Source organism: Niastella yeongjuensis (assembly GCF_900110245.1).
GTDB classification, from domain to species: Bacteria; Bacteroidota; Bacteroidia; order Chitinophagales; family Chitinophagaceae; genus Niastella; species Niastella yeongjuensis.
In genome coordinates this window covers 438,823-465,582 of the sequence record NZ_FOCZ01000007.1, presented here as the reverse complement: position 1 = coordinate 465,582, position 26,760 = coordinate 438,823, and the positions used below count along the sequence as shown (strand labels likewise).

15 protein-coding genes are annotated in these 26,760 nt (G+C 44.7%); 4 read left to right on the top strand and 11 right to left on the bottom strand.

Annotated features, from left to right (window positions below; all coding sequences use genetic code 11):
• Positions 1–198 precede the first annotated feature (198 nt).
• Both BMX95_RS20945 and BMX95_RS20940 read left to right on the top strand, forming a co-directional pair.
• Positions 199–993, top strand: a complete 795-nt coding sequence (locus BMX95_RS20945; protein ID WP_081203718.1) for an ABC transporter ATP-binding protein — start codon at positions 199–201, stop codon at positions 991–993.
• Entirely contained in the window at positions 990–2,555 is a 1,566-nt protein-coding gene (locus tag BMX95_RS20940; protein ID WP_081203719.1) for an ABC transporter permease/substrate-binding protein, read from the top strand. Before BMX95_RS20945 ends, BMX95_RS20940 begins: the two co-directional genes overlap by 4 nt.
• A gap of 66 nt (positions 2,556–2,621) precedes the next feature.
• Here BMX95_RS20940 and BMX95_RS20935 read toward each other — a convergent pair whose 3' ends face one another.
• From BMX95_RS20935 to BMX95_RS20905, 7 genes are all read right to left on the bottom strand, one after another.
• Positions 2,622–3,191 (bottom strand): carboxymuconolactone decarboxylase family protein, encoded by a 570-nt coding sequence (locus BMX95_RS20935; protein WP_081203720.1) that lies wholly within the window; start codon positions 3,189–3,191, stop codon positions 2,622–2,624.
• Positions 3,192–3,480: 289 nt separating this feature from the next.
• Complete coding sequence (locus BMX95_RS20930) at positions 3,481–5,022, bottom strand: MFS transporter (protein ID WP_081203721.1); 1,542 nt, start codon at positions 5,020–5,022, stop codon at positions 3,481–3,483.
• A 41-nt stretch (positions 5,023–5,063) separates the two neighbouring features.
• Positions 5,064–6,017 carry a thioredoxin-disulfide reductase gene (gene trxB / locus BMX95_RS20925; protein ID WP_081203722.1) on the bottom strand — a complete coding sequence of 318 codons (954 nt, stop codon included), beginning with the start codon at positions 6,015–6,017 and terminating at the stop codon, positions 5,064–5,066.
• A 244-nt stretch (positions 6,018–6,261) separates the two neighbouring features.
• Positions 6,262–15,468, bottom strand: a complete 9,207-nt coding sequence (locus tag BMX95_RS20920; RefSeq protein ID WP_081203723.1) for a ComEC/Rec2 family competence protein — start codon at positions 15,466–15,468, stop codon at positions 6,262–6,264.
• Between the two features lie 31 nt (positions 15,469–15,499).
• The gene (locus BMX95_RS20915; protein WP_081203724.1) at positions 15,500–18,970 is read right to left on the bottom strand and encodes a hypothetical protein; all 3,471 of its coding nucleotides are present in this window, start codon (positions 18,968–18,970) and stop codon (positions 15,500–15,502) included.
• Between the two features lie 32 nt (positions 18,971–19,002).
• On the bottom strand, positions 19,003–19,455 hold the full coding sequence (locus tag BMX95_RS20910; protein WP_081203725.1) for a hypothetical protein: 453 nt from the start codon (positions 19,453–19,455) through the stop codon (positions 19,003–19,005).
• Between the two features lie 75 nt (positions 19,456–19,530).
• Positions 19,531–19,857 (bottom strand): hypothetical protein, encoded by a 327-nt coding sequence (locus BMX95_RS20905; RefSeq protein ID WP_081203726.1) that lies wholly within the window; start codon positions 19,855–19,857, stop codon positions 19,531–19,533.
• A gap of 249 nt (positions 19,858–20,106) precedes the next feature.
• Between BMX95_RS20905 and BMX95_RS20900 the strand changes: the two genes are divergently transcribed.
• The gene (locus BMX95_RS20900) at positions 20,107–20,775 is read left to right on the top strand and encodes a MarC family protein (RefSeq protein WP_081203727.1); all 669 of its coding nucleotides are present in this window, start codon (positions 20,107–20,109) and stop codon (positions 20,773–20,775) included.
• A gap of 98 nt (positions 20,776–20,873) precedes the next feature.
• Here BMX95_RS20900 and BMX95_RS20895 read toward each other — a convergent pair whose 3' ends face one another.
• The 4 genes from BMX95_RS20895 to BMX95_RS20880 all read right to left on the bottom strand — a co-directional run bounded on the left by BMX95_RS20895 (position 20,874) and on the right by BMX95_RS20880 (position 23,962).
• Positions 20,874–21,395 (bottom strand): hypothetical protein, encoded by a 522-nt coding sequence (locus BMX95_RS20895; protein WP_081203728.1) that lies wholly within the window; start codon positions 21,393–21,395, stop codon positions 20,874–20,876.
• Positions 21,396–21,406: 11 nt separating this feature from the next.
• Positions 21,407–22,630 carry an MFS transporter gene (locus BMX95_RS20890; RefSeq protein ID WP_081203729.1) on the bottom strand — a complete coding sequence of 408 codons (1,224 nt, stop codon included), beginning with the start codon at positions 22,628–22,630 and terminating at the stop codon, positions 21,407–21,409.
• An 8-nt stretch (positions 22,631–22,638) separates the two neighbouring features.
• Entirely contained in the window at positions 22,639–23,247 is a 609-nt protein-coding gene (locus BMX95_RS20885) for a DUF3341 domain-containing protein (protein ID WP_081203730.1), read from the bottom strand.
• Between the two features lie 82 nt (positions 23,248–23,329).
• Complete coding sequence (locus BMX95_RS20880) at positions 23,330–23,962, bottom strand: TetR/AcrR family transcriptional regulator (protein ID WP_081203731.1); 633 nt, start codon at positions 23,960–23,962, stop codon at positions 23,330–23,332.
• A 363-nt stretch (positions 23,963–24,325) separates the two neighbouring features.
• Between BMX95_RS20880 and BMX95_RS20875 the strand changes: the two genes are divergently transcribed.
• Positions 24,326–26,692, top strand: coding sequence for an outer membrane beta-barrel family protein (locus BMX95_RS20875; protein ID WP_165759084.1), 2,367 nt, complete (start codon positions 24,326–24,328; stop codon positions 26,690–26,692).
• Positions 26,693–26,760: the final 68 nt, after the last annotated feature.

The following is a 26,760-nucleotide window of genomic DNA, read 5'->3' as shown; positions in this document are numbered from 1 at the left end:
TTAATTACCTCCTATTAGACGCAACCTGCCCGGAGTTGTGACAAAAAGTATCCCGGTACTAAGTTCGCCCCATAATCACGACCAAAAATCCTGAATAAGTATCTAAAAATCCAGGATTGTTTAAGCACGGCTTTCTGATGCACAGAGTGCCTACCTTGCGCGTTCAATCAAAGCACAGAATAGATTGATGGTTGTAGCATGATCAGTATTCAGCAAGTGACCAAAATGTATGGGCCCAAATTCGCGGTAGATCAATTATCGATGGAGATAGCACAGGGTGAGCACCTGGCATTACTGGGCGCCAGCGGCAGTGGTAAAACAACGCTCCTAAGAATGATTAACCGGTTAATTGAACCAACCTGTGGAACAATAACCATCAATGGAGAAGACCTTACAACGCAACCTGCCCATTTACTACGGCGTGATATAGGTTTTGTATTACAGGCTAACAGCCTTTTTCCACATTATACAGTTGAAGAGAATATCAGTGTAGTCCCCAACCTGTTAAAATGGGACCAACAAAAAACGCAGGCACGCGTCACCGAATTGTTGGACAAAGTGCATTTGCCCGCGGCCTATCGCAACCGGTATCCGCATCAGTTGAGTGGTGGGGAAGGGCAGCGGGTAAACCTGGCCCGCGCATTGGCTGCCAATCCGCCTGTTTTGCTTATGGATGAACCCTTCAGCGCGCTGGATAATATTACCCGAACCGCCATTCGTCAATTATTTAAGGAGCTGGAGGAGCTGAAAAGTAAAACGATCATTATGGTAACACACGATGTACAGGAAGCATTTGAAATGGGCGATTCCATCGCCTTGTTGCAAAACGGCAAACTGCTGCAAAAAGGTAAACCAGCTGATCTGTTATATCACCCGGCCAATGAAGCCGTGAAAGAATTCCTGGCCGGCAGTTACCTGTCCCTTGCACTGGCAGCAACACCTGCTGAAGAGATATGGCAATGGCTGGCGGATAAAAACAACAAAAGATCATGAACGATCTGGAAAACTTTTGGGGCTTTATAGTTGCTCACTGGCAGAAACTGCTGGAGCAAACTGTTCAACATATTGGATTGACTTTGATCTCTATTATGCTGGCCATTGCAATAGGAGTACCTGCCGGCATTTATGTGGCGCGTAAAACAAAACTGGCTCCAACGGTGATCGGAATAACTGCCGTATTTCAAACCATACCCAGTATTGCTTTGCTCGGGTTCCTTATTCCGTTAGCCGGTATTGGTCCCACGCCGGCGATCATCGCTTTATTTCTCTATGGCTTGTTGCCTATAGTGCGGAATACCTATACTGGGATCATTGGTATAGATCATAACGTAAAAGAAGCCGCCACCGCCATGGGTATGACTGAACATACGAGGTTGTTGAAAATAGAACTGCCGTTGGCGTTGCCGGTTATCCTGTCAGGAATAAGAACGGCTACAGTGATCAATGTGGGGGTAGCCACATTGGCTGCTTACATTGCCGCCGGCGGGTTGGGGGAATTTATATTTGGGGGCATCTCGTTAAACAATACCAACATGATCCTGGCTGGGGCCATCCCCGCTGCTTTGCTCGCCCTGTTGTTCGACTATTTATTGTCCCGGTTACAACAGGTAAAACTTAAAAAACTATCTACAGCGTTTATAACCTTACCGTTGTTGATCGCGTTTAGTTCCTTTTACTTTATACCTGGCATCAGGCACACCGGGTTACTGGCGGGCTTTACCCCTGAATTTATGGGCCGCAAAGATGGTTATCTCGATTTACGGTCTGTATACGATCTCCAGATGCGTCATGTAGTTATCAGCGATGCCGTTATGTATAAGGCAGCCTATGATAAAGAACTGGACGTGATCAGCGGTTACAGTACCGATGGCCGCATTAAGGCATTTAACCTGGGCACCCTCCGGGACGACAAACATATTTTCCCACCTTATTATGCAGCACCTATTGTTAGAACAGCCGCTTTGCAGCAATTCCCCGAACTGGAAGTCGTACTTAATATGCTCACTGGCAGGATCAACGATTCCATTATGACCGATTTGAATTACCGGGCAGATTACCTGCACCAGGAGCCGGAAAAGATCGCCGCCGATTTTCTAAAAACACAGGGCATCTGGAAAGCACCACGGGGTGGTCATAAAGGCGTGGTGCACATCGGTTCCAAAATATTCGCAGAGCAATACATTCTAAGTAATATGTACGCTATGCTGATAAAAGGTTATACCGATCTGGATGTAGCAACAAAGACGGGTTTGGGAGGCACTAAAATTTGTTTTGAAGCCCTCAGAAATGGCAATATCGATCTGTACCCGGAATATACTGGAACCGGCCTGCTGGTTATTCTGCAATCAAACATCGCGACTACAGGCCGCCTGGCACAAAATAAAAACGCAGTATACAATTATGTGCATGACCAGTTCATGCAGCAATACCAGATCAAATGGTTACAACCTATTGGTTTTAATAATAGCTATGCGCTTATGATGCGTCAGGCGCAAATGAATCAACTGGCTATCACCAGTATTTCAGACCTTGTAAAATTTACAGATAAAGAATGAACTCATTAGAAACTTGCAGGCTAATTGTATAACAATCGGCCTGCAGGCATCTGATCTGGTCATTTTTTAGTAGAGCGGTTTTGTTGGAGCAGCAACAATATCAAAGTCTATTTGGGTTTTGGCCACATTATTGATAAAGTTGGTAAAAGTGAACTGCACACTTAAGGCGATTATTTCTACGATCTCTTTATCGGTATAGCCTGCTTTGCGAACCTCTTCAATATCTTCTACTCCCACTTCGCCGCGGCGGGCAACCACTTTAGCCGCAAAGGTGGCTGCGGCGGCTATTTTGTTATTTACTGATTTACCCTGTCTGTTCAAGCTGATCTCTTCATCCGTAATCTTCGCGCCTTTTGATGCAAAGAACGAGTGTGCAGAAAGACAATAATGACAACCATTCGCTTCCGAAACAGCCAGGGAAATTGCGGTTCTTGTTTTTAGATCGAGTACTTGTGACAAATTACTTTGCAGGGTAAGGAAGGATTCCAATACTTCAGGACTTACAGAGAGCACTTTTAATACATTTGGAACGAAGCCGATCATTTTTTCGGCAGTATCTAACAGAGGTTGCGAGGCGTCAGGGATTTGATCATCGCCAGGTATCGCAATCCTGGATTGGGTTTTTGTTGTTTCCATTTTATTTTACTTTTAATGATGGTTAAATAAGTTGAGTATGTTCTTTGGGAAATAAAAAAAGCCGGCTTTCGCCGGCATCCTATAGCATCACTGATTATCCTCAGTGATTGCTTCGCCCGCCATAGCCTTGGCGAAGGGGGGCTGTCATAATCATTGAGTACTAGTTTATAGTAATGTAAATACTTCTTCCCTGGGTAACCGCAACTAGGGAATTTACTTGTGCAATCATGGTAAAAATAGCCATATAAAAATAACCAGGAGTCCTAAATCAGACACTGAAAGTCCTGATTTATTCAAGCGCAACGGCCGCTTTTGATCTCTTAATAAAAAGAATTGTCATTAGTGCAGAAAAAAAACTCAGGCCTGCACAGATGCGCATGATCTTCCCGTAGGCAGTAATAAAACTTTCCCGGTAGTTTTTCTGAATTACCTGTTCCTGTTGCACTAATTCAGGTGGAACCCTGGCGTTGCCCAGGTTAGAAGCCTGCGTTAAAACAATACTCTTTTTATCATTGTCTAACGGGCTATTCTCAAGGCGTTGCTGCAAGGCCGTTGAAAAAAATATAATAGCCAATGCACCAAACACGGCATTAGCCATTACACCCGAAATGCTGGCCATGGCATTATTAACGCCTGAGGCTATGCCAGAAAATTGCTTGGGAACGGCTCCCATCACAGTGGCTGTAAGGGGAGCAACAGTTAGCGTCATACCGATGCCCAGAATGAGTATACCGGGAAAAAAAGTAAAAAAGTATTGACTGGCCCCGTTGGTTTGCGTAACCCATGACAGTAACAATTGACCCACACCGGTGAGCAGGGGGCCTGCTATTAAAAATATCCGGGAACCAAATTTATCGGCCAGTCCACCAACATAACCAGCCGTGGAAGCCATCAGGATCGTAAATGGTAACAATGTTAACCCTGAATGAAACTGAGAGTACCCTTGTACCTGCACCAGGTTCAGGGAAAGAAAAAGAAGGCTGGCGCCCAGGCCGGCATATAAAAAAAAGGTCAGCAGGTTGGTGCCACTGAAAATGGCATTGGAAAATAAAGTAAGCGGCACCATGGGATGGCTGCTCTTTTTTTCAATGAGAAGAAACACAAAAAGGAAAGCTACGCCTCCTGATAATGAAAGGTAAACCGAAAGTTGATGAAACCCCACTAAAGGAATACGCAGGAACCCAAACGTTAGTAACGTTAAACCTATAGCCAAAGTGCCGGCTCCCCAAAGATCCAACCCTTTATTGTCGTTATCCCGGTTCTCACTTACTTTAAAATAAAGTGTGACCAGCGTTCCAATACCAAGTGGAATGTTGATAAAAAAAATAAAGCGCCAAAGACCGGCATCAGCAAAGGCGCCGCCGAGCATGGGACCGCCCATCATAAACACAGTTGAAAATGCCGACCAAATGCCAATGGCTTTGCCGCGTTGCTCAGGGTGAATAGAGGAAGAGATGAGAGAAAGACTGCCCGGCACCATCATAGCCCCACCAATGCCCTGAATAATTCTGCAACAAACAAGCATGGTAATACTACCGGCAAACCCGCAACAGCCAGACCCTACAATAAAAACGAAGATCCCGGTCATGAAGACCTTCTTCCTGCCTAATTTGTCGCCCAGGGCACCACCAATAAGGATCAACGAGGCCATCATCAGTGAATACCCATTCAATATCCAGAACAAATCGGGACCGTTTGCATTTAGCCCTTTTTGCAGCGCAGGTAATGCTACATTCAGCCCGGTCACATCAATAAAACCCATAGCCGAAGCCACAATAGTCGAAATCATGACCCAACGGCCCGCGGCGCTTTTTAAGGCAACTGTTTGCACGTGTTTACTTATTTATGAAACTTAATTCGGTTTATCTTTCCTTACACGGAGATACCAGCATTCAGGTATTGAATGGCTTCCATGGCGGCCATAGCACCGCTACCGGCAGCTACAACAGCCTGTCTGAAAGTTCTGTCCTGCACGTCGCCACAGGCAAAAACGCCTTCAACGCTGGTTTTGGTTGAATTGGGTTTTGTTATAACATAACCTTCGTGATCGATACTCAGCTGTCCGGTAAATAAATTTGAGTTTGGGATGTGCCCAATTGCTACAAAAAAGGCTTTTACCGTTAATACGTTTTCTGTATTGGATTTTGTATTACGGATATGTACACCCTCTACTTTATTTTCACCGATCACTTTTAGCGGTTCTGTATTGTAAAGAATTTCAATATTGGGGACGGCCTTCACCCTGTCTTGCATGACCTGGCTGGCCTTCATATAGTTTTTTCGAACCAGCATGTACACTTTTGAACAAATGCGGGATAAATAGATGGCTTCTTCGCAAGCCGTGTCTCCAGCGCCAACAATTGCCACATCCTGGTTTTTAAAGAAAAAACCGTCACAAATACCGCAGGCGGAAACACCGTTGCCGTGCAAACGATCTTCGTTTTCAATACCCAGCCATTTGGGAAGAGCGCCTGTGGCCAATATCAATGCATCAGCCTCCACCCAGGTTTCCTCATCAATTTGTACCAGGAAAGGCCTGCGGGTGATATCTACTTTACTGATAGTGCCATTTCGTAACTCTGCACCCATATTTGCCGCCTGCAAAGCAAAATCTTCCATAAGCCTGGGGCCAAGAATGCCCGAAGGATAGCCCGGGTAATTTTCGACAGTGGTGGTGGTGCTTATTTGTCCGCCCGGTAACACACCCTGGTATAATACTGGTTTCAAATTTGCCCGGGCTACATAAATAGCTGCGGTATACCCACCCGGTCCGGCACCAATGATCAAACAGGGAACTCTTTCTCTGGTGTTGAGGTCTACATTCATGTTTTCACTATTCATCTATAATTAGAACCAGGAAGCAGTGAAGTGTGACAATGATGATATAAATTTCAACATCGTTGCAAAACTCGTAACTAAAGGCGATATTGCCACCCGTCTCTGATTCATTCTACCCGCCTTTAATTATTGAAGAACCCTAAAAACTCATCACCAGAGATCTCCTGATCTAACATTGCGGCTTTGCCCAATAATTAGGTGAAAAAACGGTATTATTCATTAAAACAATCACCTATAGCACCAAATAAAAATCCGCTTCAAAAACCGTTGTACCCGGATCAACTTCAGAATAAATGGTAACAGTAAAATTAAACTGCGCCTGGTCTGTAGCCGGATTGTGCTTCGTAAGCCATTTGGTAAGCGCTTCACTCACCATATCGGCAAATTCAACACCTTGCTTTTTTGTATTCAACTTTCCTGATGATACCAGTAATACTGGAAGATGAATATCAAATGTAGTATTGGAAATAATAAACTGGTATTCTACATTCAGCTTTATGGGTACGTCGCCATCGTAAGCTGATTGGGTAAGTGCCGCAAACAAAGCCCGGATATTTTCTTCCAGCGTCCGCTTTTGCATGCCTGTTACCGGGTTGATCTCAGCAATATCCATTGCCCGGTTACAGTGAAGCAGTGGGATCTGTTTATTATAAAACCTGACTTCAGGTGTTTGATAAATGAAAAAGGGGTTGGTTAACTGCCAGGTATTATCGGCATTTTGAATCAACTCCTGGTTGCGTACAATACTTACTCCGCCCCAGCCATTTTGCTGCACCAGAATATCCAGGGCTTCATAGGTCAGTATGCGATTGGGATCATTATTACGGTCGGCATACAACAGGTAATTGTTATCAACGTCGTTCTTGTATTTATTCCTGTGGCTTCCATCAACCGGCTCGGGCGTGAAGCCTGCTATATTTACTGTTGGTACCAACAGCGAGGTTTGTCCTTTAACAGGTGTAGTGGTAATGATCAGGTCGCCGGTCCCCGGCTCGCCGCTTTCTTCAATGGAATATTCCAGCGTGGGAATAACAGGCAATATATTGTCTTTAATCTCTTTGCCTGTACGGATGGGAATCTGGTTCCAATTGCCCCATGCTTTGGCTACGGCTTTAAACAAGGTAATAAAAGTCTGTACCGCATAGTTGGCTTTTATGGCTACAGGTGTTTGATTGGCTACATCTTCAGCAGTAAGTGCCAGCAGGTAAGTATCAAGATCTGCACCCAATACCGGATATACCTGTATAAACTGAGCCAGTGCCTCATAAAGGGTTGGTTCACTATCATCGCTATTGTGTATGCGCCCGGTTTTATCAGCCGGGATATTGAACTGTACCCGGGTGGTGATCGTATCCTGTGCGGCTGTAGAATTACGATAGGTGTAGCGGTAGTCCCAGGTACGCATGGCCTGCACGTTAAGCGGTGGTACATTATTGTCATTGACCGGGTAAATAGTATCCTGATTTACCAGGGAGGGCGCCCCGGGATATGCTCGCAAGGGAACAGGTATAGTAACCGGTCCAACATTACCCAACGTTTCATTGAGCGGGATCACAAACGTAAGCCAGGTAGAGGCCAGGTAATCCTTGATGCCTGGTACTGCGTGTATATCCTTTTCAATATGGCTGACTACAAATTGCATATTGTTGAAATGAAAACTGCGCTCCCGCGATGCATCTTTTGCCACAAACATATAGGTAAGCCAGGAATCGCCCGCACCCAGCGGTACTTTGACTGTTGATAAGGTATATTCAGTTGAACCAGGCAGATTTTGTGCCCCGGGTACCGAAGGATCACTTCCCACCATGGAACCATATAATGCCGGCACATAGGGTGGCATAGGCGGATCACTGTTGGGACCGGTAAATAAAGAATCGATGGTAACAGGCGTTTGTACACTTGCTGCATAGTGGTACGCATTGGCGAGCTGAACAAGTAGCTGGTTTTTCCATTTTGTTCTGGCATTGGCCATGGCTGCCCCGGCCCCATTACCATCAGGCTCTATGATAAAATCTACGGTTCCTTCTATGGCGTCGGCCACCTTTTGCTTTTCATCGAGCACCTTATTAAGCGAAACGCCATTATCAAGCAGGAATGCAGGCACCGCGTAAGCCGGACTAAGGAATTTGTCGGCGCTTTGCAGGAATTGCAATCCCCATCCGTCGAGGTCGATGCTGTTAAAATGATGCGTCAAAGGATTTCCGGCAGGGTAAGGTTGTCCGCTTTTATATGGAGCTACAGCTGCATCGAACGATAACAAGGAATTGGCAAGCGGTACAGGTGCAAAGAAATATACCTGTTGGTTGCGGAAAGTAAAACGGATACCTTTTGCCCCGGATGCATCGAACCGCACTACCCATAAAGCAGGACGGGTTTTATCCTCCTGTTTGTTATTGCCAGCACTGGTAGCAGTAGACAGCTTCAGTACAATGCCTGTCACCGGTCGGTCGGCAAATGCCGCTTCAAACCGGGTGGCGAAAAAAGACAGCGACAAACCGTTTGCCTCACTGGTTGACCCTGTCTGACTGCCCGATAATGGCTGCAAGGTAGTATGCGCAAAAGCTACACCCGCCCTGTTGGCAAATGCAGGATCTACCTGGCTGGTCCGTTCTATAGTTACCGTTGCAGTTAACTGAAAGATATCGTTATAACTTGCTATGTTATTTGCATCTATTGCTGAAATTATTTGCCAGGGCGCTGGTATGCCTGTACTCACGGGTGTATTGCCCGCTATCACCGATTCAAGGAATTGTATAATGGGCAGCAGCAGCTCTTTTATCAGCGTTTCAATATTTATTTTCCGGGAGGAACCTTCGTGGTTAACACTGGTGCCGTCGATGGAGGTAGTAAAGCTCATGGCCATATCCTGCTGCCGGTTCAACTGATAATACAGTTGCATATAGGTTTGCAGGTCTATGGCGGCTTTTCTCTTAGCCTCCTCATTGCCGCCTGTATACCGCGAGGTGTCGAAACTAAAACCAATGATAATGGCAGGCGAGTTGTCAACTATATCGAACAAATAACCTGTGCTCATCGAAGGCCATTGCGAAAGGGCAATCAGGGGATCGGTATAAAGCAAAGGCATGGCAACGTTCAACAGCGGCGTTCCCTTTGTGGGTATATTACCAAACATGTCCTGCCAGTTCAACTGCATTTGCACAGTTGTTCCGGTACCGGCATACGGATCGGGAAAACCTGCAGACTGCCGCGACGTTTGTACATATTTATAATACGGGATAATGGCTGAATAATTCCACGGATCATCGTCAGCTTTGAACAGCGAAATTCCCGCTTTCACCTGTGCTACCTGATCTTCATCCAGTGAATCGGATGGACCAGAAGGTAACAGGTTGGCATAACTGCTTATGCCGGGCAACAGAACACCAACAAGGTTAAACTGGTTTTGCAGGTATATTTCATTTTCCTGAGCTGTAGGTGGCAATTTTACAGGATTATAAAAACCCGGGAAATTGCGCACCATGGTATATCCTACAGTACCGGGTTGCAAAGTAGCCACCCGGGTGGTAATGGAATCTGATTGTGCATACACGGTAGTACGGGAAAGATCCAAGGGATCGCCGGTTACCACGCCGTTCACGAAAGACTGGGTAATAAGCTGGTGGTAAGTGATAACAAGGGTACAGCGGGCGGTGCCATTTTCATTGAACAGATAATCTGGCAATCCTTTGCCATCGGCCAAAGTCTGGTAATACAGATAAAAGCCGCCTGAACGGACAATGCTATCTTCCCAAAGCAGCCGGATAAATTCACCGTTTGAGTTCAGGGTATTGCGTGTTCTTACCTGCGCCATTCGTTCCTGCCCGGCAGCAGGATTGGTTTCTTTTGACAAGTTTGCTTTTACGATGCCCATCTGCAGGGCATTGCTGGCAGCAGAAATATAACCGCCGGCTGTATTGGTTGTTTTATCGGGCTGGTATAATAACTGTATCTGTTTAATGAAAACGTCACCGGCGCTATCCATATAAGTAAGCATTTGCTGCAGCAACGTTACGCCTGCATCATCTGCCCCTATAAGGTTATACATATTGCCGGCAAGCGGGGTTTTAATCTGCTGCCCGGCAGTTATCTGCTGAATATCGATATCTATTATGGTACACCAGTCGAAATGTGACAGGCTGCCTTTATCAGCCGGGCCATTGTTACCCGGTGTAATGGTGAGTAAGTCAAATTCCAGCGTTTCACCTGCATGACCGGCCAAGACCTGTTGCAAATTGGCCGGCAGTTTCCAAATGACAGGATTAACGGTTTCAGGCGGAAAAAGCGCACCCGGGTATTGCCAAACCGCCGGACTTCCAATAGTGAATGCCTGTGGTATATCATTATAATTGACAATAGGCGCGGGCGAACCTGCCTGCAGTGATGGACTGAGTAGCGTTCTGCCTACATCAATGATGCGTTGTATCTCATTATCATCTATCGTAATCGTAAGTGTTGTATTACCTACGCCCCCTGCAAACACGATCCAGGCATCGGCAGCCGGTTTTGAAAGTAACAGGCTATACTGGTCTTTGAGCTTTAACGCAGGCGGTAATACCAACTGCTGGCCGGTAAGCTGGTACAGCGGCTGTATAACTCCGGTAGCGGCATCCGGCGGCGCGGGAAGCCGTAAACCATGTAGCAGGAAGCGGCTCGACATGCCTCCTAATTGCTGCACATTGGCAGGGGTAATTGTATTGTTTACCAGCGTAAGCACCGTAACTGTTTGATCTGATTGCGCTGCCAGGTAATCATACGCATTTTGTAAAAGCTGTTTGGCGATGATTGCAATAAAATCTGTAAAAATAAAAGTAGGCAGCGACAGGTCTGGCTGATTTTCATAGTCGGGATCCGTTACCATCGAACACAAATCGGGACTGAAATATGCCGAGGTAAGCCCTGATTCGTAATCGACACTCAGCCATTTCAGTAAACTGGTAATGGCGGCAATATAATTTTGCGTGCCGGTAGGGCTCTGTGTAGAAAAATCGGTGACCGGGCTGTAAACGCCATTATACAATGTTTGAAGCAGCAACTCAGGCAATACCGGAAATACCGAAGCCTGCAGCGTTTGATCGGTACCTGCATTAACAGCAGCTATCTGAACAGTGAAGAAAGATTGCAGGAAAGCAACAAGATCGTGCCCGCTTTTATTGCGGTAATTAAAGGGGGAAATATTATCCTTTCTGGTATTGAAATAACACAGCAGCAACGCCAGGTCATCTGCAGCAACCTGCTGTTCATTCAGCCAGCTCAGCGATGTACTGGTTTGCGTGGCGCCTTTCAATGCATTTAAAGTCCAGTATAAAACGCCTGTAGCCAGCGCCGTGAGGCCGTTTACCTGTTTCGGTTCCCCACTATCCGCTGTATTGAGATAAAACATACTTACATAGCGCGGGCCGGGTTGACTGCCTTCACCAGAGAGGGTTAAATGCGGCGTAAAATAAATATCAAGCAGGTATCGTATACCGGTATCAACAATAACAGGCTGCCACTTGAGCAATTCCGGGGTTGCAGATTTTAAGGCATATGGCAAAGGCAGTGCCGGTTGCACCGGTAGATTCCAACTGGCCCTGGCCGTAGTGTTTTGGCCGATAATAAACTCGGCACTGATGGTAGCGCTGAAACTTAGTGAAATTTTTATTTTGAAGAGACCGAGATTGATGGTTACCCGCAGTGACACAGATACGCCGGCCTGAAATTTAATAGGAATCGGCATATAGGCTTCAATGGTAATGCTCACATATACATAAGCCATGATATCGAGGCGGGCAGAAATAATGGCAAAATTTATTTCACCATAAATATGACCTACAAGTCCAAACGTTCCCTGCAGTTTGTAGTACAGGTCGTCTGACAGCGGATTGCCATGCACATCTTTCAAATGCGGGTTGGGGCGGAAAAATGCCACCGCACCATGAAAAATACCCACAGCTGTAAGCGAGAGACCGGCTTTTAATATACCGGCTTCAATTGATTTACCAACGCCCAGGTTCAACCCAACGCCAAATTCAATAACCGGATTGAAAATACCATTGGTAGTAGCAGGAATACTGGTAGAAGTAGCGCCGCTCAACCAGCCGAAATAAAAGCCTCCGGAACCTGTAAAAGGGAATACCTGTATGGTGAAGGAACGGGAGAAATCTGTTATGCTGGCAGGAAAACCAAAATCGAGGAAGAAATCACCATTGGTAAATATTTTGATGCCGATATTGGGCAGCGTTATAGATACCTGTCCAAATTCAAGATGGCGGAATATATCCGGCAACTGCAGATCGATCTGGTATACGCCTATGGTGTCGGTTACTTTCTTGTATAATATTTCAAAATCGAGGTTGGCAAAGTTACCGGCCGCCTTATCGATCGAGATCATCAGTCCGTACAGATTGGGATCGTTGAATACGGTAGCAAAACGATAAAATTTGGCTACTGTAAAATCAGCACCTATCAACCAGCCGCTTTGTTGATCGAATTGAAGGGCACCGCCTTTTTTTAGTGGCAGGCTGTTGGGTTTGCTATTGGTATCACTGAATGATTTACCCAATTCATCGATCGCTTCTTTTATTGTTTTTATTTGTTTGGGGGAAGAAAACGCCACATGCTGCCCCATTCCCAGGAAATGCAGATTGAACAGGCTATCGCCCATGCCTGGTACCTGTGGCAGGTTCTGTACATCGCTTCCTTTGCCCGCCAGCGGACCGGTAGTGGGATCGTCCTCTTTGATAGCAATGCCAAGGAAACTGCCGGTAAATCCAAGATATACCCCCGAACTGTCTTTCGTAAGCAAAATGCTGTTGATCTGTAAAAAACCAAGATCGATGGAGTGCTGGTAAATAATCACCATCGAATTTTTTGATTCATCGTCCAGGAAGCGGGTATACTTCAATGATAATCCGTCGAGACTAATGCTGTTCAATGCATTCCAGGGGGCTGGTAAACTAAAGCCCGGGTCTATTGCTTTGATGAGCTTCGTAATGATGCCACCCAGCGACATGGTACCAAAGGTAACAGTGATAACATCCTTATTACTTACTGAATCGTGTTTATAATCGCATACGATTTCTTCCCATTGCAGGTATAATTCTGTGTCGGGGGTACCAAACTTATAACCCACCTTAAAATACATCCCCAGCAATTGCGCAGTTACCGTTAACGTGCCTGCGGCAGCGTTCGTTTTGCGGCTGCTGTCGTAGGTCATATCCAGGGTGGCCATTGATTGTAGTTGAAAGCTCTGGTAATTCAGTGCCCATTCAACCGTTCCGGTGACCGCATAAGTATTGTTCTGCTCAATAGCTTCCGGCGCCGGTGTGTAAATCGAAACCGACACATCTTTCAGGTTGAGCTTGTTGGCATCCAACCACGCCGGCAGCGAGGTAATACCCAGCGGTTTAAGAAAAGTATGTACAAGCTCTATGATATTGATGACAGAGCCGGGTTTCATACTGCCGGTAAACGTCCAGCCATCTTCGGGATCTTCTTTAACTGCAGAAATTTCAAGTGGAATGTCGCCTATATTTAATTGAGTCCCCATATCACCGGTAATACGGCGGTTCTCACTATTGAAAGGATTGTAGATGGTAAGAGCCAGATAGGGGTCAACGATCTCCAGCAGGTTGAACAGGCCGATCTTTGCTTCGGTTGAAATATCAAACCCGATACGGCTCAGTTGCCGGGATACCGGGTTATACGCAATCTCAAAACTATTGACATCGAACTTTTTTAATTGTATGGAAACAGGCAAGGGTGGGGCAGGGGTATTGTCCAGCCCGGGCATGGCATTAAAAAACGGGGAATAATCATCTATCTCCAGTTCAGCCGAAAAAGCAAACAGCCACTCCGTTCCCCCAAATGGCAGGTGCACATTTACCGTAAAGTACGCTTCCACCGGATCCTTCTTCATGGTAAAGCTGCCATCGATATCGAGGGTAAAATCTGTTTTCTCTTGTGTAAAATCAAGCGCAAAATTTATCACCAGGCTTTCAATGGTCAATGCTTCTACCACCTTCCAGGGATGGGGATTCGACACTTGCACGGTAGTGGAATATACTTTCAGTTCAGCCGGATCAAAAACAAGCTGAAGCTGACTGATGGAAAACTGGTTCAGGATCACAATATCCTGGGGCAAACTGCCCAACACATTAATACCGGGAAACAGACCCAGGATATCATTCAACTCGCCTGCCAGCGTTTGTGTGGTTGAAATAAGCAGCGTCCACTGGTTGTTGGGCGTGTTGTAACTCACCGGTACGGTCACACTTACATTCAGGCTGGTTTTCCCCAGCTGAAAGGTACCTGTAACGGTAAAGCTGGTACTAATGTCGCCGGTAGCCGGGTTATTGTTGATGATCAATATAAATCCATATTTCTTCAACGACAGGCCAATGGCGCTTATCAGCGTAAAATCAACATCCGAAGATTGTACCCAATGATCTATGTTACCGGCAGATATAAAAACGGCAGCAGACGTCGTTTGCAGAAATTCATCATTACTACTGCAATTACTTCCATGGTGACTTACTTTAAACGCACAGATATGCCCCATGCTCCCGCTATTGTCGGTCACCTTGTTATCAAAAGGATAACTTTCGTCGGAAAACAGAAACGAAAGTCCACTATCCAAACTAGTTTCCTGATTCAGGTAACTGCCACAGGGAGACGTATCCTGCCCACCCATATCGCCGCCTGTGAAATAACGGAATTGTCCATACGTGAGCACAAAACCAAGGGTATAATTATTGGCATTAAGCCGGCTTCCTTTGCCTGTTGTATTATTAACAATGTTACCGTCTTTACCCAGTGAATAGCCGCCGCCTACTACACATATAAGGTTTACAGGTATTCCATTCACTGTTCCAATCTCAATACTCTTTTTGATATCTCCAGGGAACGTAGTTATATCCTTACTCCGCTGGGTAATATATTTTTTATCGAAGGCTTTTTTTAACGCGCCTACATAATTATTTTTGGCTCCGGTGTTGAATCCTCTTTCTGCTTTATTATCCGGTACCGGCGGGTTTATCCTGGCATATTTTGCAGGCAGATCATACCCGCCGGGGTCAGTAATATTCTCTGCCCGAAACACAGTACCGGTTTTAATCCCCAACAGTCCCCGGTAATGATCTGCATGAAAATGCGAAAGGATCATGTATTTGACCTTAACAGGAAGCTTCTTAGCTCCAAACAGGTTACTGAAATAGGGTTTTATAAATACGTCTGTACCTATATTCCCCCCATCTATCAGGGCCAAAGCATTAAAGGTGTTTGCTTTGATATCATGCACAACGATCAAAGTGGCGTCGCCATTTTCAATATTGATATGGTGAATTTCCAGGCGTTCATCCTGGGCCGATAGTGGTTTAAAAATTATAAGAAAGACTGCCAGCAGCAACCATAGGCGTTTAGCTGATGGGCAGGCATTTATGCTTTTTTGTAACGGAAGCATCGGAAAAGGTTTATAGCGATTAATAGATGTTTTACAAGCTGGTTTTCTTCTGTACATAGGCGCCATACCAGCCCAGGCTTTCGGGCGGGGCCAAAGAGGAAGGATTGCCAAACAGGAAAAAGCCAATATTGCCATTGGGCGGAAAAGCCAGGCTTAGCAGCTTGAGCGAAATGTTATTGATCTTCATCAGGTATTGCATATTCTCCGGTGTGCTTTCATCGGCAAGGGATAACTGCAACGTACCTACATCCAAACGCAGTATGCCCTGCAGGCTGAAGAACGGCGTCTGCGGATTTACACCAGGCAAACGTAATGCAGCAGATGCGCCGGTAGCGCCCACACTCCAGGCAGCCAGAAAAGTGGTATTGAACCCCGCCGCGCTGGCCAATGCCCCAGGCGTGCCCATGTTCAGATTGAATAGTAACCCATACCACGCCCCGGTTATACCCTGCTGTTGCTGAAGCGATGGCAGCATCACATCCAGGTATCCCTGGGAAGTAGGCGTACTGCCCGCATCGCCGGTAACCATACCTGTTACCTGTAAGGGAAAATGCCGGTACAAACTGCCTGCACGCATGGTACTTGAGCCAATATCGAAAGCCACCTGGCCAATATCGAATGTAAACGTTCTGGAGGCCGGCGTTTCAAGCGGAAAGTCAAGATCGATATACAAGTTGGAATAAGACAGTCCCACATTATTGACATCCGTCCCGGGTTCACTGCCGAATGACAACAGATCAAATCCTTTCAGCTGGTTGAAATTTAAAAATCCCCAGCAGGTGAAGCGGGCTTGAACGAGGTCGGCATTGTTCTTTCTCGAAATAATGGTATTGAAACTGACTTTTATTATTTCTACATTTAGCAGGACCGTACTGTCGAGGTACAAAATGCTGTCATCAGTTGTATTGAAGGTATAAGAAGGTATTCCGTTGTGGTTTTCATAAGCCCCTTTGAGCACCTGCAGGTTTTGCCGGTTATCGGTCTGTACCGGTTCACCGAATAGCCTGTTGATGGTAAGCGCTATATAACTGTTGTAATTAACGATGGTGGAATTGTTGAACAGCACCTTCAGATTCAATACGGTAAAATTGTAATCGTCTGTAGTGTCTATAATAACCTGTTCCCGGTATTGGCTTACAGAACTTCCCATTGATTCAAAAACCGAGTCCTCGTAATCGATCAGTCCAAACAACGCGCTGGTCGGCTTCATGCTCAGTAATCCGTTATCATTAACCACCATACTCATGTCGATCCCAAAATGATGCGCCTTAAACCGGCTGAGGTCAATGCCTGCCAGCAGCCCCTGTAACCCGGCCGGAAAATCGTTCAGTCCAATGTCTACCCCAAGCGACAATACCCCCCGCCAGGAATCGGAGGTTACCACCTCGTAGAATTTCTTATAATCGGCATCGTTGTCGACCGTTGCCTTGCGAATACCGGTCTGCACATACTCATTCAGCCAGGTACTGACAGCTGCCAGTGTGCTGTTTTCTGTATCGTTGAAAGATTTGGGATCGGTCCACAGTTCGGGGTTTTGTAACCTGTCGGACAGTGTGCCTTTGCAGAATTTAAGAATAATGATGTTATTGTATTGACCAAACACATTACCTGTTGGTATAGTAAGCCTGAAAGGCCAGCCCTCGATGTACATTTCGTTGTCAAAAGTTCCCAGCACATACGAACCATCCGGTTGTTTTACATTATAGGAGATAACCATAAACAACTGGTTGCTTTGGAAGGCACTTTGTAGAACCGGTGACAACCGGCGAAATGCCAGGTTATAGACGGGTGATAGCGTGCCATCGTTTTGTATAAACTGGTTACTGGCCAGTTTTAATATATCCCATATAAAATCGTTATTATTTACTTCAATATAAAATCCCTGCGGACTGGTAGAAGGAGTACTGTTGCCGGTATCCATCAAAGTAACAGCACGTAACAGGTGGGCGTTATTCAGTTGCTGGAGGTGGTGCTCGCCAATATTTTTCTTTCGAACCGGATTAAGGATCTGTGCTTCAAATTGCTGAACCGGAACGGCAGGAAGCGCATTCACACCGTTGCCGTAAGCTGCCAATGGAAAACTAACAGGACCTGCAGCTGAAAGGTCGCCTGCATTGGCTACAAAATATCCCAGGAGTTGTGTATTGTCGGTAAACACATCCTGGTTGGCGGCGTATAACGAGGCACCCTGTGGTTGTGCATGGTAAATAACCGGACTGTTTGTTTCACTGCCTGATTTCAGTCCCGTCCACACGGTACTATATTTACCGGTTAACAGTGGCTGCGCAGCGCCCGTCTTATCAGTTCCATCTACCGGAAATTGCGGCGCATAAGCTGCTTCGCCCGGATAAAAACACAATGTATCGCCTGTAGTAGTATTTACACCTGGAGTACAACTTACAGATTCTGTGCCTGCCAACCCGGTCGCCATCCGTACCTGATCATTTTCATCGAGGTAAGGAATATAGGCGGCATCGATCGTTATCATAAAATTGCCCGCCGGTACCATGTACCATACCACTTCGGGGCTGCCGGGCATGCGTTCACTAAAAACAAGGCAGGCGCTGTTATTGACCGGAAAATTGTCTGACCCGTTTACCGAAACAAGATCGGGGAGCGGTTTTAAAGAAAGCGGATAACCATAATCGGTCCTGCACCACGAATCCAGCACAGTCGGTGATTTGGTATTACTGTCTGTATGGAGTGTTTCGCCTAAAAATGCCAGGTAAGTACCGGATTGATCATTCTTTAACAGGTCAAATGGGTTTACACTGGCCTGGCACAACATCAGTTCATTTATATTGTTACCGGGAATAAAAAACGGGTAGCTGATTTCATTCACCTGCTGCGTTTGCCGGTCGTTGTAAAAGTATTTGGCGGCCACATCCCATGCACGGAGATCGGTAGCATAGCTAAGGCCAATGATAAAACGGAAGCATCCTGTCCCCGGACCGGTAAAAGGCAATTCAATACCCGTTTGTACCTTTGCGTTAAACGTTAATTTATTGGGACGTAAAGTAAATGCCGTACCCGGCGTTTGACTGGCAAAAAGAAAACGGTCATTACTTACAGCTTGTACACTAACACCGGACTTACTGATATAAAAAGTGGCAAAATCGTTCCCAAAATTAAAATTGAGTTCATCGGCCAGCGTGAAGGTACCACTTTGCTGAACAAATGGTATATAAAGGGTATTGCCAGCAGTAAGCGGTTGGCCGGGTTCAAATAACCAAATAATAACGTTAGAAATGTACGGCGGCTTACCAGGGTTTAAAGTCATAAAATTCCATACATTCCTAACCAGTATACCTGCATCCACAGGCGGCGTAACCGGCGATAAAAGATAGTATCCGGGCAAAGCAACTGTATCGGATAAGGTAAGACATGTAGCAGGATTGCTGTTATTTTCCTGCAGCAGGTAGGCGCACCAGCCATTGCCCGGGGTTGCAATGTATAGAAACGGAGAGCCGGACGCCACATTACTAAACAATATCTTGTCCATGCATTTACTACGCTTTAAAGGTAAATAATGGCTTAGTCGGTTATATACCAACCTGCCAGATCGCCTGTAAATTCAAACCAGGTATTGTTTGCCTGTACGGAATATCGAAAGCTTCCGGAAAGCGTAGATAACAGGGATGCACGTCTGAGCTGTAAGGTAATACTGCCCTTAGCCCATGTAAAGCCAAGTTTCACCTTAAAACTATACAGGGTATCGGTTGCATTCAATGTGTGCAGCCCTATCAAATGGGAAGCAAGAAAAAGGGCGCAGGTAACAGCGGTTCCGCTTTTGTCAATGGTGTAGCGAATAAGCAGATCACCAAAGTACGTACCATTACAGGTACCGGGTTGTACAATGACTGTATCGGCACAGGCATGGGTGGTATCTGCCCTTACAAAAAAAGAAGCCACGTGTTTCTGCGCCCTGACTGGCATCCATAGCAGCAATAACGCCCATGCTATGAACACCCGGGGAAACAACTTCATTCAATAAAGTTGGATGTAATTAACACAACAATAATAATGCAAAGCAATATCCTGACCTGAACAAAGAAAACCGGCTTAAGACCAGTTAGCGATCTCTTTGTTGAAAGGAGAATCGTTCTTGCCTTCCTGGTCAGTTGCATCACCTGAAACGGTAACCTTACCATTATCAAAGCCAAATTGCGCAGCAAATTTGATCAGGGCAATTTTTACAGTCTGGGTGCCTGTCTTGAATTCTACATTCTCAGCCTGTGGCTGAAGGGGAGAGAGCGTAATTTGTCCTACCTGGCCCGCAGCGTTTAGAAAACTTACTTTGGCAACCTGCATTCCTTCAACCAAAGAAACAGTTGTTGAAGTGTTAACACTGTTTACCAGCATTTTCGTTTGCGTAATTGGATAAGCCATAAAGAAAAGGTTTAGAGTATAGAAATATTTGACCAGATAAAGCTAGCTAAAATCAACCGATCGAAGGAATTAAATTGTACTTACAATTTAGGGTACCTGTTACGTTTATATTAGGTATAAATACTTTGATTAAATGATTTATTTTGTTTACACCCTACTCAGATAATAATTTTCTTTAAAATAAAAAAGGGGAGCGCAATATTCATTTTATTATGTATATTTTGTAAGTTAAAAGAAAATATTCAAGATATGCCTGCTTATTTCCACACTTTTGTTCATTTGCTATTTATAGGCGTTATTGCATTGTTTCCTGTTGTTAATCCAATAGGATCAGCCTTTATGGTACATCCCTATTTAGCAAATTTAAACTCAACAGAAAAACATATTGCTGTAAAAAAGATAGCCCTGTATGCCTTTTTCATTTGTACAATTTCTTTATTTGTGGGGCATTGGATATTGGAATTATTCGGCCTGTCGATCCCAATTGTTCAACTGGCTGGTGGCATTATGATTTGCAAATTCGGGTGGGAATTTCTTTCATCTGATAAAAAAGAAGATAAATTACAGGAAATGCCTGCTCAGGAAGGATTTAAAAACATAGAAGACAAGCTTTTTTTCCCAATTACTTTTCCGGTAACTACCGGAGCAGGCACTATTTCCGTATTATTTACACTTAGTGCTCACAGTGCCAATACAAATTGGCGAAACTATTTGGTAAATACCAGCGCCATACTTTTATCAATCGTTGTAATGTGCGTATTAGTGTATTTCTTTTATCTGAACACAAAAAGAATTATCAATTATCTTGGCTCAAATGGCGAAAAAATTGTGAATAGAATATCTTCTTTTCTTATTTTCTGTGTAGGGCTTCAAATTGCAGTCAGCGGAATCATAAGTCTTATTAAAAGCAACTCATAAATTAGCTGCGATCAACACTGATCAGGCTCCACATGCGCTCATTTTTTTGGGAACATAAAAAAAGCCTCCCGATTTTATCGAAAGGCTTTCTTAGTTGGTTAATTAGCTTCCCTAAACAAATACACCGACGCCAGTGGCAATTCATACTCACCGGGCACTTCAGACAGCCTGTAAAACCCATGACTTTCAAAAAAAGGGAGGAGTGGATGTTCCGTATATTCATGTATCCAGATGCCATCATAACTGCCGCAAACAGATAAACACTTGTCAAGGAGCGACAGGGAAATCTTCGGATCGTCATATTTTTTCAGGATCCCAAAGTCTGCCAGCCGGATCATTCTTTTCCGTTCCGCCATCTGTGGCCTTTTACCTATTGAAGTTATTCGCACATAACCAGCCGGCTCATTATTAGCATAAACAACCACCCATTGGTTCGACAGATCATTCATGTCCGCAGCCAGTGCCTTCAGACTAAAGCGACTGCTCAGGTATTGTTTAAGGACTTGTTCAGTTGTCAATGAACCAAATTTTTCCCGGCTTATCGCCATTGCTAAAGTCTGCAAGGCTTTCACACCATCTTCGGTAGCTACTGTAAATTTTGAAATTATTTCATTATCCATTTTTATTGTATTTAAACACGTTCCTTCATCTCCTCATCCCCAACAACGGAAACAACAAGCGCCTGTCTGTTCTTTTTCTCTGAAATAATTACCACAGCCATGGCACCTACACTCCACAAAAGCATTTGCCAGGTTGAGAGATTCCATCCACCCAGTTTCCACGATAGCAAACCGAAGTACGTGCCAATGGCCGCTCCTATGAAATAGGTGGTCATGTAGATGGTATTTAACCGGCTGTGCGCATGCTCGTGTAAGCTGTAGATCCGGGCAAAATTGGTAACCTGTGTAGCCTGCACACCAATATCCAAAAAGAAAATACCTACAATCAAAGACGTAAGTGAATAGGGAAAAAGTTTCATCAAAACAACGCTGCCTATAACAAGGCCGACAGTGATCAGCAAAGATCTATAGGTACTGCCTTTGTCGGCCAGTTTGCCAAAGTAAGGTGCAACCAGTGCGCCACCGATGGCCACCAGGCCAAAACTTCCGATCGTACTTACTGAGTAGTTTAATGGCGCAGCCGCAAGATGAAAGGTCAGGGTTGTCCAAAAGGAACAAAAAATACCGAATGTGAGGGAACCCAAGAGCGCTGCCTGCCGTAATGTTCGATATTCTGTGATCATAGACAGGGTCGATTTCAACAGATCAACATAGTTTCCCTTAAATCTGGCAGGTACCTGTGGCAGGTAAAACTTCAATAACGCCACTACCAATAAAACCATGCATGCTGAAATTCTGTAAACGGAAGCCCAGCCCAGCAAATCTGAAAGGAATCCGCTCAACACCCGGGCGCCCAAAATACCTACCAGTATACCGCAAAAAACATGGCCTACGGTTTTCCCACGATTGGGACCGCCCAACGTAGCTGCCATAGGCAAAATAATTTGTGCCGGTGTAGCAAAAACGCCTATCAGGAAACTGAGGATATTCGCCTCCGTTACAGTACTGGCCATGGTAAACAGCATCAAAACAACAGCCTGCATGGCAGTCAAAAAGAGGATCAGGTTTTTGCGGTTCAGTTTGTCACCGAGCGGCAACAGAAAAAACATGCCAAGACCAAATCCCAGTTGGGTAAGCATGGATATTTTCCCAATGGCAGCTTCATTCGCATGCAGCGATAATCCAATTTCTTTTAAGATCGGTTGATTGTAATAAAGGTTAGCTATAATAACACCACCGGCTGTCGCCATTATGGGAATGATGGCCGGGTGTGGCTTCGTCATTGTCTTTGTCATGCGGGGATTTATTGTTGGTTTCCTGATACAAAAGGGGGTTCGTTCTCTATCTGATACAGTGTTTGCTCCTTGTCATAGGTGCCAAACCACCAGCCGTCTTCTGCAACCTGGATATTTATTTCCATAGCACCGATACTTTCCAGGAAGGCGAGCACTTCCGCTTCATTTGTTTTGGGCATACATTCCAGTACCATTACAAAAAGATCATCGGTGGATCTCAGGTTAAAACGATGCTTCTTCACAAATGGTCCTAACTGACACAGGTAACAAAATGTAATAACTACGCCTACGGCAGCAGATAAAATAGTTACCTCGAAGGTGATGGCGATCCAGGCGATCCAGGCATCATGTGGTTTACCGCCCAAATTCCATGGCCAGTCATCCATTAAAGCCCAGGCAATAAAGGCCAACATACCTATCATCCCAATCATGCCGTAAATAAAGCTGGCCGTGTGCAGGCTGGTTTCCCGGTGGCCGATAGCCTCGTCGAGGCCATGCACCGGCATAGGGGTATAAACATCATGAATTTTATAACCTGCTTTCCGCACACTGTGAACAGCGGCAAGCAGTCTGTCTTCGTCATCAAAACAGCCTACAGCGAATTTTTTAACGCTCATAACCAAGGTGGGTTTTAAGTTTAATACAGCTTGTGTTTATGCAATTGATTTAAGCATTTGCTTAATTATAGGGCAAAAAAATTTAGATACCTATCATCGTTTTAATTAAAGGGGGCAGCAATTTGACCCGTTCTTTTAACATTTTGGTAAAGGCAGTTTTCTCCATGTCCATGGTTTGCTGAAAAAGTTCCTTGCCAATAAAGGGAAAAAGTATCATTCCCAACATACTCATGAGTAATTGCATTGGATGAATGTCGGGCCGGGCGTCCTTCAGTTGCCGAGCTATCACTGCCTTTGTAAGCCCACGGTTCGCTTTCATCAATTCCGAGATCCTTTCCGGCCGGTTTTGCATTTCACTCAACACGAATAATTCCAGTCCTGGCTCAGCAATCAGTAGTTCTGTATAATATTTCACAATGCCATCTATCTTTTCATCAAGGCTTGTTGTCTCGTCATTGATGATAGGATAAATGCCACCAAAGAATACAGCAGCCCGTTCCTGGGCAACTATATCAAAGAGTTTTTCCTTACTCCGGAAATAATAGTGCAGTAAAGCATAATTGATCCCCGCTTCATCGGAGATCTCACGGGTTGTAGTGGCGGCAAAGCCTTTGCGAATAAAAACCCGTTGCGCTGCCTCTTTGATCTTCTCTTCGGTTGAATGATCTGCAGCGATTGCTTTTTTGGATGTTTTCTTTACTGCTTTCTTTACCATGGTGCACAAAACTATACCAGGATTTTGATTTGGCCAAGAAATTTAAGCATTTGCTTAAATTTATACTCGCATACATGCGGAGAAGCTGTCACACAACAAGTTAGCGAAAGCAATCCCATCTCAAATTACCATGAGCGCTTCATAAATTACCTGTACGGGGCTTTCTTATTTTTTATACTTTTGTTGGTTCCAGCCCAATTTCCTTCCTACCTCTATCAAAGCAAAACAACTTACTCCTGTTAACAGACCTGAATATTAACCATAAACTGTTGTTCTATGGCTTACAAACTATTTGCTTTGAGGCACAGCCTAATTGCGTGCGTGGCCCAAACTTTTATATTCCTGCTGCTATGTTGTTTTGTTATGGCACAATCAAAGGTGCGGGGCATTGTGGTAAACAATAATGGCGACCCGTTGGTGAATGCCAGTGTTATGTTACTTAACTCCAATGACTCCTCTCTTATCAAAGGCATCATGACAATCAAAGAAGGCAGGTTCAGCTTCGAGAAGGTGGCATCGGGCAGTTACCTGGTGGCATCTACTTATATTGGGTATAACCAGGCTTACTCCCGGGTTTTTATTGCTAAGAATGAAAACATCGAGTTGTCGCCGTTGACGCTTTCACAAGCGGAAGCTAAATTATCGAACGTTACTGTTACGGCCAGGAAACCATTGATTGAACAAGCCTCCGACAGACTGGTGATCAACGTGGCCAATAATATTACGGCGTCAGGTTCTACCGCCCTCGATATCCTGGAACGTTCACCCGGTGTGTTGGTTGACAGGCAGAATTATTCTGTATCGATCAATGGAAAGGATGGGGTAGTGGTTATGATGAATGGGAAAATATCGCGCATGCCATTATCGTCAGTAGTACAAATGCTGGCAGGCATGCCTGCCGACAAAATAGAAAAAATTGAACTGATCACCACACCGCCTGCCTCCCTCGATGCCGAAGGCAATGCCGGTTATATCAATATCGTTTTAAAACAAAACACGCAATATGGCACCAACGGCTCTTATTCTCTTACCGCAGGTTGCAGCAGAGGCGCTATTGCATCAGGTACCATTAATTTCAATCACCGCAAAAGCAAAACGAACCTCTATGGAGATTATACTTATAACATCTCACAAATCCCCCAATATTTTTCATTTTATCATGCGGTTACCAACCAGGGAATTTTTCTGGAAAACTATACCGATTCAAAAAGACAACCTACAGAATCGTACCACGATGGTAAGATCGGACTGGATTATGAGCTGAGTAAAAAGACAATCATTGGCGGCCTGGTCACTTTTTATTACCGCCGCTGGACCATGGACGCCGACAATACCTCAAATCTTTACACCAATCAACAACTGGATACTACAATAGATCTCTCCATTCATGAATTCCATCCTACATCCAGTATTGATGCCAATGTAAATCTGCAGCAAACCTATAAAGAAGGCAATAAACTATCGATTAACCTGGATTACATGTATTACAATGATCAAAATCCGGTTACTTATGATAATACTTACTATGATGCCGATAAAATTTTTATCAGAAATGAAGAAGTAAACAGCAATAAAACCACCCCCATTCATCTTTGGATAGCAGCCATTGACTACACCCAAAAAATAAGCAAACAACTTGACTGGGAAGCCGGCGCCAAAACCATCATTTCCCATTTTAACAACGACGTTAAAATAGAAAGGCTGCAGGGATCAGATTGGACAACCGATGATGCATTAACGGCCAACTATGATCTCGATGAAAGCATTATCGCCGGTTATTCCTCTATACGCTGGATAGTCGATAAAAAGACCAATATGAAACTGGGCCTGCGGTATGAATACACCAATTCAAACCTGGGCACCGAGAAAACAAAAAATATTGTAGACAGGCATTATGGCAACCTGTTTCCCAGTTTCTTTTTAACGCATAGCTTCGATGACAACAATACCGTCAACGCTTCTTACAGTAGAAGGATCACCCGCCCAACATTCTGGAACCTGGCGCCTTTTGTTATTTTCATGGACCCCAATACCTTCTTTTCAGGGAACCCGGGATTACAGCCTTCCATAAGTGATAATGTAAACCTGAGTTACAATTACAAAAACAAAATATTGTCACTGGCCTATAGCTATGAAGCCGACCCTATTACCAATTTTTCACCCATGATCGATTCAACAACCAATAAAGAAACACTGGCAGCTGCCAACCAGGACAACAGGCAAACAGTTACCATCAGCCTGTTATTACCGGTTACCTTTACCAAATGGTGGAATATGCAACTTAATATAAGCGGCAGTTTTCAACAATTAAAAGGTTGGTATAATAACGCGGTCCTATCTATCGACAATAAAAACTTCCTGCTGTCGGGCCAGCAGAATTTTATTCTTCCCAAAGATTTTACCTTTGCCCTTTCCGGTTTTTATCGCTCCGCCGGTTTGTTTGGCATCTATAAAACCAAAGGAGTAGGTTCATTAGATGCGGGCCTTCAGAAAAAATTCACAAAAATAAAATCAACCCTGCGATTGAACTGGAGCAACATGCTCAACACCCTTATTTTTAAGCCGGAGATCAACCAGCCCGACAAAAACCTTATTACCACCGGAGAATTAATATTTACACATCCTGCGGTAAAACTAACGTATACGCACAACTTCGGCAATGACAAAGTAAAAAACAGCAGAAACCGCTCGTTGGGCAATGAAGAAGAAAAGGACAGGTTGAAGCAATAATAGGGTGAAAAAACGGTATCACAGGCTACTCATAAATATGTAATTTCGATTGAACCCCTAATACCTAT